This is a genomic window from Bradyrhizobium sp. WYCCWR 13022 (genome assembly GCF_030435535.1).
Classification (GTDB): Bacteria; Pseudomonadota; Alphaproteobacteria; order Rhizobiales; family Xanthobacteraceae; genus Bradyrhizobium.
In genome coordinates this window covers 207,046-221,249 of the sequence record NZ_JAUIZJ010000048.1, presented here as the reverse complement: position 1 = coordinate 221,249, position 14,204 = coordinate 207,046, and the positions used below count along the sequence as shown (strand labels likewise).

General features: G+C 64.3%; 18 protein-coding genes. 8 read left to right on the top strand and 10 right to left on the bottom strand.

The genetic code is table 11. The annotated features are described in order from the left end of the window. Positions 1 to 240 precede the first annotated feature (240 nt). The 3 genes from QY049_RS38035 to QY049_RS38025 form a co-directional block, all read right to left on the bottom strand. Complete coding sequence (locus QY049_RS38035) at positions 241 to 897, bottom strand: hypothetical protein (protein ID WP_301270642.1); 657 nt, start codon at positions 895 to 897, stop codon at positions 241 to 243. Between the two features lie 72 nt (positions 898 to 969). Then, the gene (locus tag QY049_RS38030) at positions 970 to 1,509 is read right to left on the bottom strand and encodes a Crp/Fnr family transcriptional regulator (RefSeq protein ID WP_194482403.1); all 540 of its coding nucleotides are present in this window, start codon (positions 1,507 to 1,509) and stop codon (positions 970 to 972) included. Between the two features lie 156 nt (positions 1,510 to 1,665). Continuing rightward, positions 1,666 to 2,904 carry an MFS transporter gene (locus tag QY049_RS38025; RefSeq protein ID WP_301270641.1) on the bottom strand — a complete coding sequence of 413 codons (1,239 nt, stop codon included), beginning with the start codon at positions 2,902 to 2,904 and terminating at the stop codon, positions 1,666 to 1,668. 155 nt (positions 2,905 to 3,059) lie between these two features. Between QY049_RS38025 and QY049_RS38020 the strand changes: the two genes are divergently transcribed. After that, the gene (locus QY049_RS38020; protein WP_301270640.1) at positions 3,060 to 3,647 is read left to right on the top strand and encodes a TetR/AcrR family transcriptional regulator; all 588 of its coding nucleotides are present in this window, start codon (positions 3,060 to 3,062) and stop codon (positions 3,645 to 3,647) included. 184 nt (positions 3,648 to 3,831) lie between these two features. On the opposite strand, the gene QY049_RS38015 is transcribed toward QY049_RS38020, so the two are convergent. Both QY049_RS38015 and QY049_RS38010 read right to left on the bottom strand, forming a co-directional pair. After that, a complete protein-coding gene (locus tag QY049_RS38015) occupies positions 3,832 to 5,205 on the bottom strand; it encodes a PleD family two-component system response regulator (RefSeq protein ID WP_301270639.1) in 1,374 nt (457 codons plus the stop codon). 14 nt (positions 5,206 to 5,219) lie between these two features. After that, positions 5,220 to 5,585: a response regulator gene (locus QY049_RS38010; protein WP_008566616.1), complete on the bottom strand. Its 366-nt coding sequence runs from the start codon at positions 5,583 to 5,585 to the stop codon at positions 5,220 to 5,222. Between the two features lie 214 nt (positions 5,586 to 5,799). Here QY049_RS38010 and QY049_RS38005 point away from each other — a divergent pair, with 214 nt between their 5' ends. Genes QY049_RS38005 through QY049_RS37995 form a run of 3 tightly spaced genes read left to right on the top strand, consistent with a single transcriptional unit; the run spans position 5,800 to position 7,832 of the window. Continuing rightward, positions 5,800 to 6,111, top strand: a complete 312-nt coding sequence (locus tag QY049_RS38005) for a DUF3572 domain-containing protein (protein WP_194482399.1) — start codon at positions 5,800 to 5,802, stop codon at positions 6,109 to 6,111. After that, complete coding sequence (locus tag QY049_RS38000; protein ID WP_194482398.1) at positions 6,108 to 7,412, top strand: DNA polymerase IV; 1,305 nt, start codon at positions 6,108 to 6,110, stop codon at positions 7,410 to 7,412. The genes QY049_RS38005 and QY049_RS38000 overlap by 4 nt, the downstream gene beginning before the upstream one ends. Positions 7,413 to 7,436: 24 nt before the next feature. Next, positions 7,437 to 7,832, top strand: a complete 396-nt coding sequence (locus tag QY049_RS37995) for an ACT domain-containing protein (RefSeq protein WP_301270638.1) — start codon at positions 7,437 to 7,439, stop codon at positions 7,830 to 7,832. Between the two features lie 149 nt (positions 7,833 to 7,981). On the opposite strand, the gene QY049_RS37990 is transcribed toward QY049_RS37995, so the two are convergent. Further along, a complete protein-coding gene (locus QY049_RS37990; protein WP_194482396.1) occupies positions 7,982 to 8,383 on the bottom strand; it encodes a RidA family protein in 402 nt (133 codons plus the stop codon). Between the two features lie 71 nt (positions 8,384 to 8,454). Beyond that, complete coding sequence (locus QY049_RS37985; RefSeq protein ID WP_194482395.1) at positions 8,455 to 9,300, bottom strand: cell envelope integrity EipB family protein; 846 nt, start codon at positions 9,298 to 9,300, stop codon at positions 8,455 to 8,457. A gap of 259 nt (positions 9,301 to 9,559) precedes the next feature. On the opposite strand from QY049_RS37985, the gene QY049_RS37980 reads away from it, so the two are divergent. From QY049_RS37980 to QY049_RS37965, 4 genes are read left to right on the top strand one after another with little or no spacing between them, the layout of a single operon-like run. Beyond that, complete coding sequence (locus tag QY049_RS37980; protein ID WP_258766614.1) at positions 9,560 to 10,027, top strand: RidA family protein; 468 nt, start codon at positions 9,560 to 9,562, stop codon at positions 10,025 to 10,027. A 10-nt stretch (positions 10,028 to 10,037) separates the two neighbouring features. Further along, positions 10,038 to 10,784 carry a glycerophosphodiester phosphodiesterase gene (locus tag QY049_RS37975; protein WP_301270637.1) on the top strand — a complete coding sequence of 249 codons (747 nt, stop codon included), beginning with the start codon at positions 10,038 to 10,040 and terminating at the stop codon, positions 10,782 to 10,784. 54 nt (positions 10,785 to 10,838) lie between these two features. Next, complete coding sequence (locus QY049_RS37970) at positions 10,839 to 12,080, top strand: GNAT family N-acetyltransferase (RefSeq protein WP_301270636.1); 1,242 nt, start codon at positions 10,839 to 10,841, stop codon at positions 12,078 to 12,080. Positions 12,081 to 12,130: 50 nt separating this feature from the next. Beyond that, a complete protein-coding gene (locus tag QY049_RS37965; RefSeq protein WP_194482391.1) occupies positions 12,131 to 12,556 on the top strand; it encodes an HIT domain-containing protein in 426 nt (141 codons plus the stop codon). 3 nt (positions 12,557 to 12,559) lie between these two features. Here QY049_RS37965 and tsaA read toward each other — a convergent pair whose 3' ends face one another. From tsaA to QY049_RS37950, 3 genes are read right to left on the bottom strand one after another with little or no spacing between them, the layout of a single operon-like run. Continuing rightward, complete coding sequence (gene tsaA, locus QY049_RS37960; protein WP_301270635.1) at positions 12,560 to 13,051, bottom strand: tRNA (N6-threonylcarbamoyladenosine(37)-N6)-methyltransferase TrmO; 492 nt, start codon at positions 13,049 to 13,051, stop codon at positions 12,560 to 12,562. A gap of 32 nt (positions 13,052 to 13,083) precedes the next feature. After that, positions 13,084 to 13,434: an AzlD domain-containing protein gene (locus tag QY049_RS37955; RefSeq protein ID WP_194482389.1), complete on the bottom strand. Its 351-nt coding sequence runs from the start codon at positions 13,432 to 13,434 to the stop codon at positions 13,084 to 13,086. Next, a complete protein-coding gene (locus QY049_RS37950; RefSeq protein WP_301270634.1) occupies positions 13,431 to 14,171 on the bottom strand; it encodes an AzlC family ABC transporter permease in 741 nt (246 codons plus the stop codon). Before QY049_RS37950 ends, QY049_RS37955 begins: the two co-directional genes overlap by 4 nt. Positions 14,172 to 14,204 lie beyond the last annotated feature (33 nt).

Genomic DNA, 14,204 nt, shown 5'->3' with positions numbered 1-14,204 from the left:
TTCCAAATCGCCAATAAAAACCGACCCTAACATTGAGTCTGGCGATCACAATGCGCAAGAAGTCGCGCAAGTTTCGTGATGTACATCACAGTTCGCCGACGCCGTCCGCAACATCGGACCTGAGCGGCTCGGGGATGGTCAAGCCACCAGGACCGCAGATACGAAACGGTCCTCACGCGCTGGCGACCCACGGACCTGTGGGCCGATATCCCGCACAGGTTCAATGTTGAAAACGCGCCTTCAATGAACGAACTGGCCTTCTGCCATCATCAGGTGATGCAGCTGATGGTGGCTGCCCTGCACCATGATTCCCATGAAGCCGAGCGCCTTCAGCTTGATCAGGGGCTGCGCTTCGCTCGCTGTCACAGTGAGAGTGACGCCATCCGGCAAATCGTCGCTCTTTGCATTCCAGCCCATCTCGCGCAACTCGGTCACGTGCGCAGGAACCATCCGCTTGATCGCCGGCAGCACACGGCCTTCGCCGGTTACCTTGATTTCAATACCGTTGTTCACGTCGCGCTGGGTAGCGATGGCATGTAGGGTCACCTCGTTCATATCGATGAGGTGCTGCCTCAACATCTCGATGTTGACCTTCGACCAATCCGTCTTCGGATCAGCTTGCAGCATTTGAACGATCTCCTGGATCGCACCGAAAGCATCTTGCCCCGAGCTGGTCGGAATACTTGTTGGGCCAGCTTGCGCGCCGTGCATCATGCTATGGTTGCCGGCGCCGCCGCGCTGCATCATCTGCTGATGCATCTGGTCCATCGTTCCACCCTGCTGCATGTGGCCATGCATGCCCATCGCGCCGTCCGGCGGCATCTGGGCAAAGGCGTACGCGGTGGCAGCAAGGATCGCCGATACGGTGATGGCCGCTTTCCAGGGAAATTTCGTCATGAGGACCTCTTCGACTGCGTGCGCCCCTTTTTGCTTTTTAACAGCCACGCCCCTACAAGCATATGATCTCAATCATATGCTTGAAGCGATAGTGATCTTCGACCCCCTACGCTTGATTTCGCCTGAATGCTCGAGCTTCGCCAGCGTCCGATAGAGGGCCTCGTGGGTTAGACCAAGTTCACCGGCAAGGTCCTTCAAGGTGCCGGGCAACTCGACCGTACGACCGTCTGCGCCGGCGTTGAGCACGAGAAAGTGCCGGACGCGGTCCGCTGCCGAACGGATATTGCGCTGCTCGATGCGGGTGCGCAGGTTCATCACCTGATGGGCCAAGGTCGCCGAGAACGCCTGACTGGCCTTCGGATTTGCTTCGAACGCGGCCAACACTTCGCGCTTCGGATACAGCCGCACAATTGCGTCAGTGCTTGCGATTGCATCGCAATGATACTGTCTTGAAAACAATGATGCCTCGGCCAAGGTCTCCCCTGGATCAGCCACGTGCAACACGACTTCGCGGCCGGAGCGATCGGTCCGCGTGAGCCGAACGCGTCCCGCCAGGACTTCCAGAAGTCCCTCGGTCCTGTCGCCGCATCGAAACAGCGCCTCGCCTGCCATCAGCCTGCGGTCGACCGCGGCTGCTCGCGCGGCGGCAGGTAGCCAATTGTCGACAGACCTTACAGTCATTGCATGAGCCCACCCGGAGCTTGGGCTATCATAACCCGCGAGGGTTACGAGACAAATGGCTGCATCTGGTCGTCGCGATCGGCCCGCCTACGCCGTCCGCAACACCGGCGCCGGCGGTTGCGAAGGCCTGATCAGTGCGAACGCGACCTGGACGATGCCGCCGGCAAGGCCGAGCGCGACGCCGATGCGCCAGGCCATGGTGTAGGAACCGAGCGCGTCGTAGATCAGCCCTCCCCCGTAGGCGCCGAGGAAGCTGCCGATCTGGTGGCTCATGAAGGCGAGACCCTGGATCATCGCCTGCCAGCGCAGGCCGAACATCTCGGCGACGGCGCCTGCGACCAGCGGGCCGACGCCCATCCAGAGGAAGCCCATGATGGCGCCGAACAATAGCGTCGAGAACGGCGTTGCCGGCAGCATGAAGTACCAGGCGAGCGCCAGCGAGCGCAGCACATAGATGCCGCCGAGCAGCGCGAGCTTGTTCCAGCGCTGGCCGGCCCAGCCGAAGAACAGCGAGCCGAGCACATTGAAGCCGCCGATCATGCCGAGCGTCTGCGCGCTGAGCATCGGGTCGAGGCCGCAGATCGCCAGGTACGACGGCAGATGCGTGGTGAGGAACACGAGCTGCATGCCGCAAACGAGATAGGCGCAGGTCATCACCACGAAGGAGGCATTGCCGAACGCCGACCTGGCGACGGACGCGGGCGTGGCATCGCCGATCTCGTCGGCGGCGGGCTTCGGCAGCGGCACCTTGTCGACGCGGCCGGCATACAAGGCGGCCGGGATCATCAGCGCCGACATGATGACGAAGCCGGCAAGGCCGATGCGCCAGCCAAAACCCTCGTTGAGCACCTGCCCGATCGGCGCCGACAGCAGCGCGCCGAGCGAACCTGCCCCGGAGACGAGGCCGAGCACGGTCGAGCGCACCGTCGCCGGCACTGCGCGCGCGGCCACCGACATCGCGATCGCGTTCGCCGTGCAGGCGAGCGAGGTACCGATCAGCACGCCGGCGCCGATCATGATGCCGACGAGACCGTTCGCGGTCGTCATCAAGGCAAGGCCCGCGATGTACATCAGCGCGCCTGCGACCATGATGGGACGGAAGCCGAAGCGCACCGTCATCGCGCCGGCGAGCGGCTGCAGAAAGCCCCAGGCGAGATTCTGCACGGCGAGCGCCAGCGTGAAATCCGACACCGAGAGGTGGATGTCGTGCGTCAGCGGCTGCATGAAGATGCCGAGCGACTGCCGCAGCCCCATGCTCAGCGTCAGCATGATCGAGGCGCCGATCAGGATCGGCAATGTCGGGCGCAGGATCTGAAACAGGGGCATTGTTGTCTCCCTCTTGGGCGCGGGGCGCGCGCCGGCATCCGCAAGATCAGTCGATTTTGGTTACACAGACCTGTGTAATTAGTCTATAGGTAGCGGGCGCTGTCAAGGCGCTTGTTACACAGGTCTGTGTTATGCCGTCCGCCGAAAAATCCGACATGAAGGAACGGATCCTCGGGACCGCCGACAAGCTGTTCTATCTGCAAGGCATTCGCGCCGTCGGCGTCGACACCATCGCGGCCGAGATCGGCATCTCCAAGCGCACGCTCTACAACCACTTCCCATCCAAGGACGCGCTGATCGCGGCTTATCTGGAACGCCGCTTCGTCCACGCGCGCCCCTCGGACAAGCCGCCGGCCGAGCAGATTCTCGGCACCTTCGATTCGCTGGAGCGGCGCTTTGCGGCAAAGGATTTTCGCGGCTGCCCGTTCGTGAATGCGGTCGCCGAACTCGGCCCCTCCGACCGCACCGTGAAGAAGATCGCCGTCGCCTTCAAGGAAAGCCGCCGCCTCTGGTTTCGCGAGCGGCTCAACGAGCTGGGTGTTGCGGATGCCGATGCGCTCGCAACGCAGCTGGTGCTGCTTGTCGATGGTTCGATCGCTCAGGATTTGGTACGCGACGATCCCGCCATGGCGCGCGCGGCCAAGGAAGCCGCGATGGTGCTGCTGCGGAATGCGGGGGTGGATGTGGAGGGTGACGCGGCGAAGCCTGTGCTTATGAAGGGCAAGCGCGCGCCGCAATCATGACTGTCGCCGCACTTCTCGGTGTCATCACCCGCGAAAGCGGGTGATCCAGTATCCCAGAGACGGTGAGGTTCGAGCCGAGACGCCGCGGCGTACTGGATTCCCCGCTTTCGCGGGGAATGACAGCGGAGTTTAGGGAACGGTTATGGCCCCAAGCCCCACGTTGGAGCCAGTTGCGCGAGCAGGCTCACGCCGCCTGCGACACCACGCGATTGCGGCCATCGTGCTTGGCGCGGTAGAGCGCGGTGTCGGCGCGCTTGAGCACGTCGGCGACCGCCTCGCCCTTCTGCTCCAGCGTCGTCAGCCCGATCGAGATCGTGACCTCGATGCGCTTGGTGCCCTTGTGGACGGCGAACGGCTCGCCCGCGATCGAGCGGCGCAGGCGCTCGGCAACCATGCCGGCGACATGGAGATCCGTCTCCGGCATCACGATGACGAACTCCTCGCCGCCGTAGCGGCAGGCGAGATCGATGCCGCGGATCGACTTGCGCACGCGCACCGCGAATTCGCGCAGCACGTCGTCGCCGGCGTCGTGGCCGTAATTGTCGTTGATCGACTTGAAATAGTCGATGTCCAGGATCATCAGCGCCAGCGGCTTGCCGCGCGTGGAGGCCTGCTCGGCCAGCGTCGCCAGATGGCTCTCCATGTAGCGGCGATTGTGCAGGCCGGTGAGCGCGTCGGTGATCGCCATCTCGATCGAGTTCTGCACGTTGTCGCGCAGATGATCGGTGTAGCGGCGGCGCCGGATCTGCGTGCGGGCGCGCGCCAGCAGCTCGGTCTTGTCGATCGGGCGCAGCAGATAGTCGTTGACGCCGATCTCGAGACCGCGCAGCAGCCGCGTGGAGTTCTCCGCTTCGGCGATCGCGAGGATCGGCACGTGGCGGGTGCGCTCCAGCGAGCGCGCCTGGCTGCAAAGCCTGAGGCCATCGAAATTGTTCAGGTCGAGCGAGACGATCAGCAGATCGTAGTTGCCCTCGGCCGCATGGAACAGCGCTTCGGTCGGGTTGGGCTCGACGTCGACGGTGTGCTCGGCGGCGAGGATCGTGGCCAGCCGCTCATAGGAGGACTCGCGGTCGTCGACCAGCAGGATGCGGCCGCCTCTGCCGGTGTCGGCGACCGCGCTGCGCTCGGGCGCCTGCATGCCGATCTCGAGCGAGGTGATGGCGCGCATGCGCAGCTCGTCGGTCATCATCTTCAGCCGCGTCAGCGAGCGCACGCGCGCGATCAGCACGATGTCGGAGACGGGTTTCGTCAGAAAATCGTCGGCGCCGGCTTCGAGGCCGCGATTGCGGTCGGCGGGGCTGTCGAGCGCAGTGACCATCACGACGGGAATGTGGTGCGTGGCCGGGTCGGTCTTGATACGGCGGCAGACTTCGAAGCCGTCCATGTCGGGCATCATCACGTCGAGCAGGATGATGTCGCATTCGGCACGGCGGGCCAGCGCCAGCGCCTCGGTGCCGTTCGAGGCGGTCATCACGTCGAAATACTCGGCCGAGAGACGGGCCTCCAGCAGCTTGACGTTGGCAGGAACGTCGTCGACCACAAGGATACGCGCGGACACTGTGAACTCACTTCCTATCCGATGAAACGCCGGACCGTCTCTATGAATTTGCCGACCGAGATCGGCTTGGACAAATAGGCTTCGCAGCCGCCCTCGCGGATGCGCTCTTCATCGCCCTTCATGGCGAACGCCGTGACCGCGACGACGGGAATGGCGCGCAGCTCCGGATCGTCCTTGATCCAGCGAGTCACCTCGAGCCCCGAGACCTGCGGCAACTGGATATCCATCAGCACGAGGTCAGGCCGCATCTTGCGCACGAGGTCGAGCGCCTCGTAGCCGTTGCTGGTGCCCGAGGTCTGGTAGCCGTGCGCCTCCAACAGGTCGCGGAAGAGCTTCATGTTGAGCTCGTTGTCTTCCACGATCAGGACGGTCTTAGCCATAGCGCCTCAGACGCCGCTCTCCGGCGCTTCGAAAACTGGATTCAAACTAGCCTCAGATTCGCTCTAGTTTCGTTAAACCCGAGGGGCCACTTTCAGCGATGTGGTTTCCAGTTGCTTGTCCGGGCCAGCAAGACTCAAGCCCAAGACTCAGTCTCGAGACTCGGGCATAGTCCAAAGTAGACACCGAAAGTTAACGGAAAGGCAAACCGGGCCGTTGAAAAAGCCTGTTCACAACCCTCGCGAAGTCGCTGAAATCGTTGCGATTCAGGCGCTGTCCTTCGTTGCCGGCGACCCTGAAAGGTTGGGCCTGTTCCTGGCTGAGACAGGGGTCGGCCCCGAGACGCTCCGGAACGCCGCCTCGGACCCGAATTTCCTGCTCAGCGTGCTCGATTTCGTGCTGCGCGATGACGACACCGTGAAGGCGTTTGCCAAGGCCACGGAGTTGCACCCGACCAACGTTGCCGCAGCGCGGCAGGTGCTGGGCGATGCGCTCGGCGACCGGACCTGGGAGCGCGACGTGCCGTGAGCACCCCGGAGGCGGCCGGTCCCCGCTGCTTCTGCCGGGATTGTCTGGCCGATCTGGATGTCGGCGCAAAGAACCCGGGCGGGCGACGCTGTTCCGCCTGCGGCTCCCCTCGCCTCGTCCGCCACCACGCGCTCGCCGGGCTCACCATCGCCCATATCGACTGCGACGCCTTCTATGCGACGGTCGAGAAGCGCGACAATCCTGACATCGCCGACAAGCCCGTCATCATCGGCGGGGGCAAACGGGGCGTGGTGTCGGCGGCCTGCTACATCGCGCGCACCTATGGCGTGCGCTCGGCGATGCCGATGTTCAAGGCGCTGGAGGCCTGCCCGCATGCGACCGTGATCCGGCCCGACATGGCGAAGTATGTGCGCGTCGGCCGCGAGGTGCGACAGGCCATGCAGGCGCTGACGCCGCTGGTCGAACCGCTCTCGATCGACGAAGCCTTCCTTGATCTCTCCGGCACCGAGCGGGTGCATGGCATGATCCCGGCAAAAGTGCTGGCGCGCTTTGCCCGCGACGTCGAGCGCGAGATCGGCATCTCTGTCTCAGTCGGCCTCTCCTGCAACAAGTTCCTTGCAAAGATCGCCTCCGATCTCGACAAGCCCCGCGGCTTCGCAGCACTCGACCAGGAGGAAGCGCTGACGATGCTGGCTTCGAAGCCGGTCGGCTTCATCTTCGGTGTTGGACCGGCCACGCAGGAGCGCCTGATGCAACGCGGCTTCCGCATCATCGCCGACCTGCAAAAGGCCGACGAGATCGAGATGATGCGGCAGTTTCCGAGCGACGGTCGCAGGCTGTGGCGCCTTGCGCGCGGCATCGACGATCGCCGCGTCGAGGCCGACCGCGGCGCCAAGACGATTTCGAGCGAGACCACGTTCGAGACCGACATCCGCGATTTCGCGTCACTGGAGAAAATCCTGTGGCGGCTGTGCGAGAAGACATCGACTCGGCTCAAGAGCGGCGAGCTGGCCGGCTCGACCGTCACGCTGAAACTGAAGACCGCCGATTTCCGCCAGCGCACGCGGTCGCAGTCGATCGCGGCGCCGACGCAGCTTGCCGCGAAGATCTTCTCGATCTGCCGCGAGATGCTGGCGAAAGAAATCGACGGCACTGCCTTCCGCCTGATGGGCGCCGGCGTGAGCGCATTACGCGAAGGCTCCCCCGCCGACGACACCGACATGCTCGACCGCCGCGCAGCGCATGCGGAGCGTGCCGTGGACAGTCTGCGCAAGAAATTCGGCAATGCCGCCGTGATCCGCGGCATCGCGTATGAGGGACCTGAGAAGGCGCAGGAGTGAGGAATTTCGCGAGAGGTAACGACCATGCCAGCCGAACGCGATCTCACCGCGCTGCTGAAGAACGTGAAGGCCGAGATGCAACCGAGCATCTTCGTGTTCTGCACGATCGCGACGGATGCGCGCATTCCGGCAGCGCTCAAACCGCTGCTGACGTTCCGCGAGCAGGAAGGAACGACGCTGGTCGTTCCGCGTGAAGAGGCTGAGGCGGCAGGACTCAACCACGCATTCGCCTCGCGCCTGATCACGCTGAAGGTCCACTCCGCACTCGACGCCGTGGGATTCCTGGCGGCGATTACCGCGCGTCTCGCTGCAGCCGGCATCAGCGTCAACGCCGTGTCAGCCTTCCATCATGACCACCTCTTCGTGCCCGTAGACCGGGCTGACGAAGCGATGGCGTTGCTGGTGGGGATATCGCCCTAGCCCCCTTCGAAAAACGCCAGCTTGGCATAGTGCCACTGTTTTGCCCGACGCGTCAAACGAAATTCGTGAAATACGAAATTGACGTCTACCCTTCGAACGCGCCTCTACTGTGCATGGGGTTGTTTTCGATGTTTCGTGGCGAGGCCACCTCAATCCGCGACCGCGATGGCCTCGATCTCGATCAGCCATTCCGGCGCGGCGAGCGCGGAGACGCCGACGAGGGTCGAGGCCGGCGGCTCCATGCCTTCGAAGAAGACCGAGCGGGCCTTGCCGATGATCGGGCGCAGCTCCGGCTTGTAGCCGACGACGAAGGTCGTGATCTTGACGATGTTGGCGTAGGTGGCGCCGGCCGCCTTCAGGGCGTGGCCGAGATTCTGCATCACCTGCGTGGTCTGCGCGGCGATATCGCCCTCGCCGACGATCCGCCCCTCTTCATCCACCGACACCTGGCCGGAGATGTAGATCGTTCGCGCTCCGGAGGCGGTGACGACGTGGGAATAAGCGGGATTGTGATGCAGGCCGCTGGGGCGGAGATGATCGAGCTTGGGCATGGGCTGGCTCCCGACGCTTGTGATTGGGAGCGAGCGTAGCGAAAGACGGTGCCGAGGACCAGCCTCGACGCTCAATTGCAGGGCTTGCTGTCCTTGACGTCGAACTTGCCCATCACGCCGGAGATCACAAAATCGTTGTAATCGAGCACGAGCTGGCGGGAGACGCCGTTCTCGTAGAGCTCGAACGACATCGCGTAAACAGGGGTCTGCTCGCCTTCCTTCTGCTGGACGTCGCGGTCGAAATAGCTGACGGTCACCGGCCAGCGCGTCAGCGATTTCATGTGCTCGTCCGACGTCGACGGATCGGGCGATGCGGTGCGGTCGGCGGGGATCGGCTGACCGATCACGGTCAGCGTGTTGTAGACCTTCTGGCCATCGTCGGAGCCGTCATAGACGGACAGCTCCAGCAGCGATTTGCCGTCCTTGGCGGCGGCAATGATGCGCCGGATCTGCTCGGTCGGAAACACGATCTTGCCGTCGAGGGTGAATTTCTTCGGCGCCGGCAATTTCAGCTTGACGTTGATGTGGTCGCCGTCGCGCTCCGCCGAACCGTCGACGAGGCCACTTTGGGTATCGTTCATCCGCGTCTCGATCTTGAAGCGGTAGCTTTTCGCCGCGGCATCCTCCCAGGAATTGGAGCGGAGATCACTCAGCGTGATCTTGCCCTCGCCGCTGTCGAGCTCGGAGACCTGGCGGAATTCGGAGGTGTAGCCCTCGCAGGAGCTTCCGGTGAAATTGTAGAGGATGCGGCCGCGCGCGCTGTTGATCGAGTTGGAGCGCGATTTGACCAGGCTCAGGTCGTACAGCGCCTGGTGCGCGAGGAACGGACCGCTGGCCGCCTGCGCCCCGCAGCCGGGGGCAAAAGCCGCCGCCGCGAGCGCCATCACACCGAGCGAAGTCCGGAAAAGGTGCACCATGTCTGTTCCTTGAGGATGCGTCCTAGGGAGAGCGCAGATTCGACATTTTAATGACCGTTCTATTGCGCCGCAACTGAGGCCGTTTCACGTAAAGTTGCGGCCCTCGCCGTGAACCGCCCGCCCCACCCCAACAGATCGAAGTCCCCGCCGGTTGCTTGCATGTGGCCGCACGATGGGCGAAACAGGGCGCCGCCCGGCGTCCCCAGGACGCGCCAGGGCAGATGAATTCTTGAACTGATTTTGGACAACGAGGTCGAACATGGCGGGCACGGTCGAGCAGAAACTGGCGGAACAGGGCATCAAGCTGCACGAGGCCCCCACCCCCGTGGCCAACTACGTGCCGTTCGTGCGCACCGGCAATCTTCTGTTCATCTCCGGCCAGGTCTGCTTCGATCCCGCCGGCAAGCTGATCGCCAAGGGCAAGCTTGGCGCCGGCGTCTCGCTCGAGGACGGCGCGGCGGCTGCACGCGGCTGTGCAGTCAACCTGCTCGCACAGGTCAAGGCGGCCATCGGCGACCTCGACAAGGTCACGCGCGTGGTGCGCCTCGGCGGCTTCATCAACTCGGCGCCTGACTTCCTGGACGGGCCGAAGGTGCTGAACGGCGCCTCCGACCTGATGGTCGCCGCCTTCGGTGACAAGGGCCGCCACGCCCGCACCACCGTCGGCGTCGCCTCGCTGCCCGCGGATGCGGCGGTCGAGGTCGAAGGCGTGTTCGAGGTCGCCTGAGGTCAGCATCGTGCGTGCTCCGGATTGGCTGACAGCGCGGCCGGTCGCCCATCGCGGCCTGCATGACATTTCGCGTGGCATCGTGGAAAACATGCCGGGCGCGGTTCAGGCCGCGATCGCAGGCAATTTTGCGATCGAGGTCGACATCCAGCTCTCGGCTGACGGCGAGGCCATGGTGCATCACGACCATGCGCTTGGCCGCCTCACCGAGACCACAGGCCCGGTGGTCGCAAAAACCGCGGCGGAGCTGAAGGCCGTCACGTTCAAAGACACGCCCGAGCGGATGATGTCGCTCAGCGACCTCTGCACCATGGTCGCCGGCCGCGTGCCGCTGGTGATCGAGGTGAAGAGCCATTTCGACGGCGACCGTAAGCTGGTGAAGCGGATGGCCGAAGTGCTGACGTCCTATCAGGGCCAAGCGGTCGGCATGTCCTTCGACCCCGACCAGGTGCTGGCGCTGCGCGAGCTGCTGCCCAACCGCCCGCGCGGCATCGTCGCGCAGCGGAGCTATGAGGATGAATACTGGGCCCACCTGACCCGGGAACAGCGCGACAGCATGATGTACCTGCGCCACGGTTTTCGGACCCAGCCGCATTTCGTCGCCTTCAAGGTCGATCACCTTCCGGCGCCGGCCCCCTGGATCGCACGGAACGTGTTCGGCTGCGCCCTGCTGGGCTGGACCGTGCGCACGGGAGAGCAGCGGACGCGGGTCGGGCAATATGCCGACCAGATGATCTTTGAGGGCTTCGTGCCGTAAGCTTGATGTTCCCGACCCTTGAAGTCGCTGCTGCAATGCACGATCTTGGGCGCAATGGCATCATCCGACATCACCCTGGAGGCCGTACCGTCCATTGGCGAAGTCTCGCCGGAGGATTGGGACGCCTGCGCCAATCCCGGCAAGATCTGCAATGGGTACGGCTTGGGGACCTCATCCGGGCTTCACGGCGACTCGCGCGGCCTCTTAAAGCCCGCCCATAACCCGTTCGTCTCGCACGCCTTTCTTTCCGCTGTTGAGAAATCAGGTTCGGCCACGATCCGCACCGGCTGGGGACCGCGGCATCTCGTCGCCAAGATCGACGGCCGTGTCGCCGGTGTCGTGCCCTGCTATCTGAAGTCGCACAGCCAGGGCGAGTATGTCTTCGACCGCGGCTGGGCCGATGCCTATGAGCGCGCCGGCGGGCGCTATTACCCGAAGCTTCAGGTCTCGGTTCCCTTCACCCCCGCCACAGGACCGCGGCTCCTGGTCCGCGATGGCGTCGATCGCGAGCGCATCAGCGAGGCGCTGGCGAGCGGCCTGGTGGCTCTGTGCGGCGTCAGCAAGGCCTCTTCGGTACACGTGACCTTCGCGCGCGAGGCCGAGTGGAAGCTGCTCGCCCAGCACGGCTTCCTCCAGCGCACCGACCAGCAGTTCCACTGGCGCAACGAGGGTTTTGAAACCTTCGACGATTTCCTGGCGACGCTGAACTCGCGCCACCGCAAGTCGATCAAGCGCGAGCGGCGCGACGCGCTTGCCGCAGGGGTCACCGTCCACTGGCTCACGGGCAAGGACATTACGGAGGACGCCTGGGACGCCTTCTTCGAATTCTACATGGAGACCGGTTCGCGCAAATGGGGCCGTCCGTATCTCACGCGCGAGTTCTTTTCGTTGGTGGGCGAGACGATGAGCAAGGACGTGCTGTTGGTGATGGCTCGCCGCAACGACCGTTGGATCGCGGGCGCGATCAACTTCATCGGCTCGGACACGCTGTTCGGCCGCAACTGGGGCGCCGTCGAGCACCATCCGTTCCTGCATTTCGAGGTCTGCTACTACCAGGCGATCGATTTCGCCATCAAACACGGTCTCACGCATGTCGAGGCCGGCGCGCAGGGCGAGCACAAGATCGCGCGCGGCTACCTGCCGCGGACCACGCACTCGGCCCATTTCATCGCCGATCCCGGCCTGCGCCGCGCCATCGATGACTACCTCAAGCGCGAACGCGCCTATGTCGCGGAGGCTGGACGGGAGCTCGCCGAGCTCGGCCCGTTCCGGAAAGGCGTCGACGAGGCGCCTTGACGGTTCGCCGTCGCTGGTGACAGTAAGCGCAAAATTTCTGGGAGCCCGCCATGACCGCCTACGACCCCAACAACATCTTCGCAAAGATCCTGCGCGGCGAGTTTCCCTGCCACAAGGTCTACGAGGACGAGCATGTCTTCGCCTTCCTCGACATCATGCCGCGGGTGCCTGGCCACACGCTGGTGATCCCGAAGGCCCCTGCCCGCAACATCCTCGACGTCAAGCCGGACGACTACGCCCATGTCGCCCGCGGTGCGCACAAGATCGCGGCTGCCGCGATGAAGGCCTTCAAGGCTGATGGCATCACCGTGCAGCAGTTCAGCGAGGCCGCCGGCGGACAGGTGGTGTTTCATCTCCACATGCATGTCCTGCCCCGCCACGATGGCGTGGCGATGCTGCCGCCCGCGAGCCGCAAGGAAGACGTCAAGGTACTGGAAGAGAACGCGACCAAGCTGATCGCAGCGTTGAAGGGCTGATCGTCATTCAGTCTGAAAATCCCCCGGCTGCGGCGCAGCCAGCGGGGTGAACTCGCAGCGGTCGGGCTTGATGTCGATCAGCGGCGTATTGTCGAGGCAGTCGAGGCCCCGCACCAGGATCGTATTGCCCTCGATGCCGACCAGTTTCACAATCGACGTTCCGATCGGGTTGGGCCGCACCGGCGAGCGCAGCGAAAACGTGCCGCGGGTCTTCTCGTTGTTCTTCGGGCTCTGCAGAACGATGTCGCGGCGCGACTTGTCGAGCCAATATAGCACTTCGAGATTGCTGTAGAAATCGACGCCCTTGATGGCCGGCACGAACGGCTCGAAGATCTCGAGGCGGCAGATCGGGCCGTCCTGGCGCCCCTGCCGCGGCGTCTCCAGCCGCGAGGTCCAGGGCGTGCGGATGCGGCCGATGAAGACGAGACCGGCGTCCTCCACGGGTGGCAGCCCGATGGCGACCTCGCCCTCGCGGAGTTCGTTTTCGCGAACCATATTTCCAGTTCCTTGGCTGTTCGCTGGCGGTTTTAGCCCAACCACCACTTGCCGGCCAGCATGAAGACTTCGCCGGCGACGACGCCCGCGAAGATCGAACGCCGGGTCAGAAGGAATACGACGAGGCCGGCGGCCACCGCGCCATAGCGCAGGACGTCTGGCACGCTGGCTAGCGCGCCGGGCGGCTGGACCACGATCTGGGCGATGACGCCGGCCAGGATCGCGGTCGCGACCGCCCTCACCCAGACCAGCAGCTCGGAGCCCTCGTCGATACCGCCGCCGAACCACAGGCCGAGCATGCGCCATATCTGGTTGGGAATGACGCCGGCGACGAACAGCACGACCAGCGCCTGCCAGTCGCCAATGAGCTGCGCAGCACTCATGCGCGCACCTCGCGCCACCAATGCACGCCATAGGCGATCGTGCCGGCCACAAGGCCGCTGACGAGGATGTCGAGGCCGGAGTTCATCCTCGCCGCCAGCGGATAGAGCAGAACCCCGAGCGCGAGCGCAACCACGTCCGCGACCTCGCGGCTGTTGCGCGCGGTCGAGAACAGGAAGGACAACGGCGTCAGCAGCAGGATCGCAGCGCCCAGCGACTGCGTCAGATTGGCGGCGAGGAAATAGCCGACCGTGTTGGCGGTGAGACACACCGAGACCAGACCGAAGCCAAGCCCGTTGACGAAGGCGATCCGTCGCTCGCGCGGCACCTGCGGCAGGAAGCGATGGCATTCGACCCACAGCGTCACCGCCGTGAGATGGGCTGCAAAGAACAGCTCGCGCCGCCTGGTCGTCGGCGTGCGCATCAGCGGCAGCACCGAAACCACCATCGGAAACAGCCTGACAGCGCTGACGGTGACAGCAATAGCGGACTGGACGATGGTCGCGCCCGAGCCGAGCGTGGTGATCAAAATGATCTGCGCCGGTCCTGCCCACACGAACAGCGTCGAGCAGAGCGCCCAGAGCAGGCTGAAATGGGTGTCGTGAGCGAGCGCGCCGATGCCGAGATAGGTCGCGAACAGGACGAGCGTAAGGATCGTCTGCGTGATCGAGCGCAGTCCCCAGGCGAAGGCGCGCCAGGGACTTTGCCATTGAGGGGAATCGAGCGGAGGAAGCGCCACGCGAGCTCGGCCGAGGGTTGCGGAATCGTGCCT

Coding starts and splice junctions, on each gene's coding strand:
- QY049_RS38035 (WP_301270642.1), bottom strand. CDS start 897: ATGACGAAATTTCCCTGGAAAGCGGCCATCACCGTATCGGCGATCCTT.
- QY049_RS37995 (WP_301270638.1), top strand. CDS start 7,437: ATGCCAGCCGAACGCGATCTCACCGCGCTGCTGAAGAACGTGAAGGCC.
- QY049_RS37955 (WP_194482389.1), bottom strand. CDS start 13,434: ATGAGTGCTGCGCAGCTCATTGGCGACTGGCAGGCGCTGGTCGTGCTG.
- QY049_RS37970 (WP_301270636.1), top strand. CDS start 10,839: ATGGCATCATCCGACATCACCCTGGAGGCCGTACCGTCCATTGGCGAA.
- QY049_RS37980 (WP_258766614.1), top strand. CDS start 9,560: ATGGCGGGCACGGTCGAGCAGAAACTGGCGGAACAGGGCATCAAGCTG.
- tsaA (WP_301270635.1), bottom strand. CDS start 13,051: ATGGTTCGCGAAAACGAACTCCGCGAGGGCGAGGTCGCCATCGGGCTG.
- QY049_RS38025 (WP_301270641.1), bottom strand. CDS start 2,904: ATGCCCCTGTTTCAGATCCTGCGCCCGACATTGCCGATCCTGATCGGC.
- QY049_RS37965 (WP_194482391.1), top strand. CDS start 12,131: ATGACCGCCTACGACCCCAACAACATCTTCGCAAAGATCCTGCGCGGC.
- QY049_RS38030 (WP_194482403.1), bottom strand. CDS start 1,509: ATGGCAGGCGAGGCGCTGTTTCGATGCGGCGACAGGACCGAGGGACTT.
- QY049_RS37990 (WP_194482396.1), bottom strand. CDS start 8,383: ATGCCCAAGCTCGATCATCTCCGCCCCAGCGGCCTGCATCACAATCCC.
- QY049_RS38020 (WP_301270640.1), top strand. CDS start 3,060: ATGAAGGAACGGATCCTCGGGACCGCCGACAAGCTGTTCTATCTGCAA.
- QY049_RS38010 (WP_008566616.1), bottom strand. CDS start 5,585: ATGGCTAAGACCGTCCTGATCGTGGAAGACAACGAGCTCAACATGAAG.
- QY049_RS37985 (WP_194482395.1), bottom strand. CDS start 9,300: ATGGTGCACCTTTTCCGGACTTCGCTCGGTGTGATGGCGCTCGCGGCG.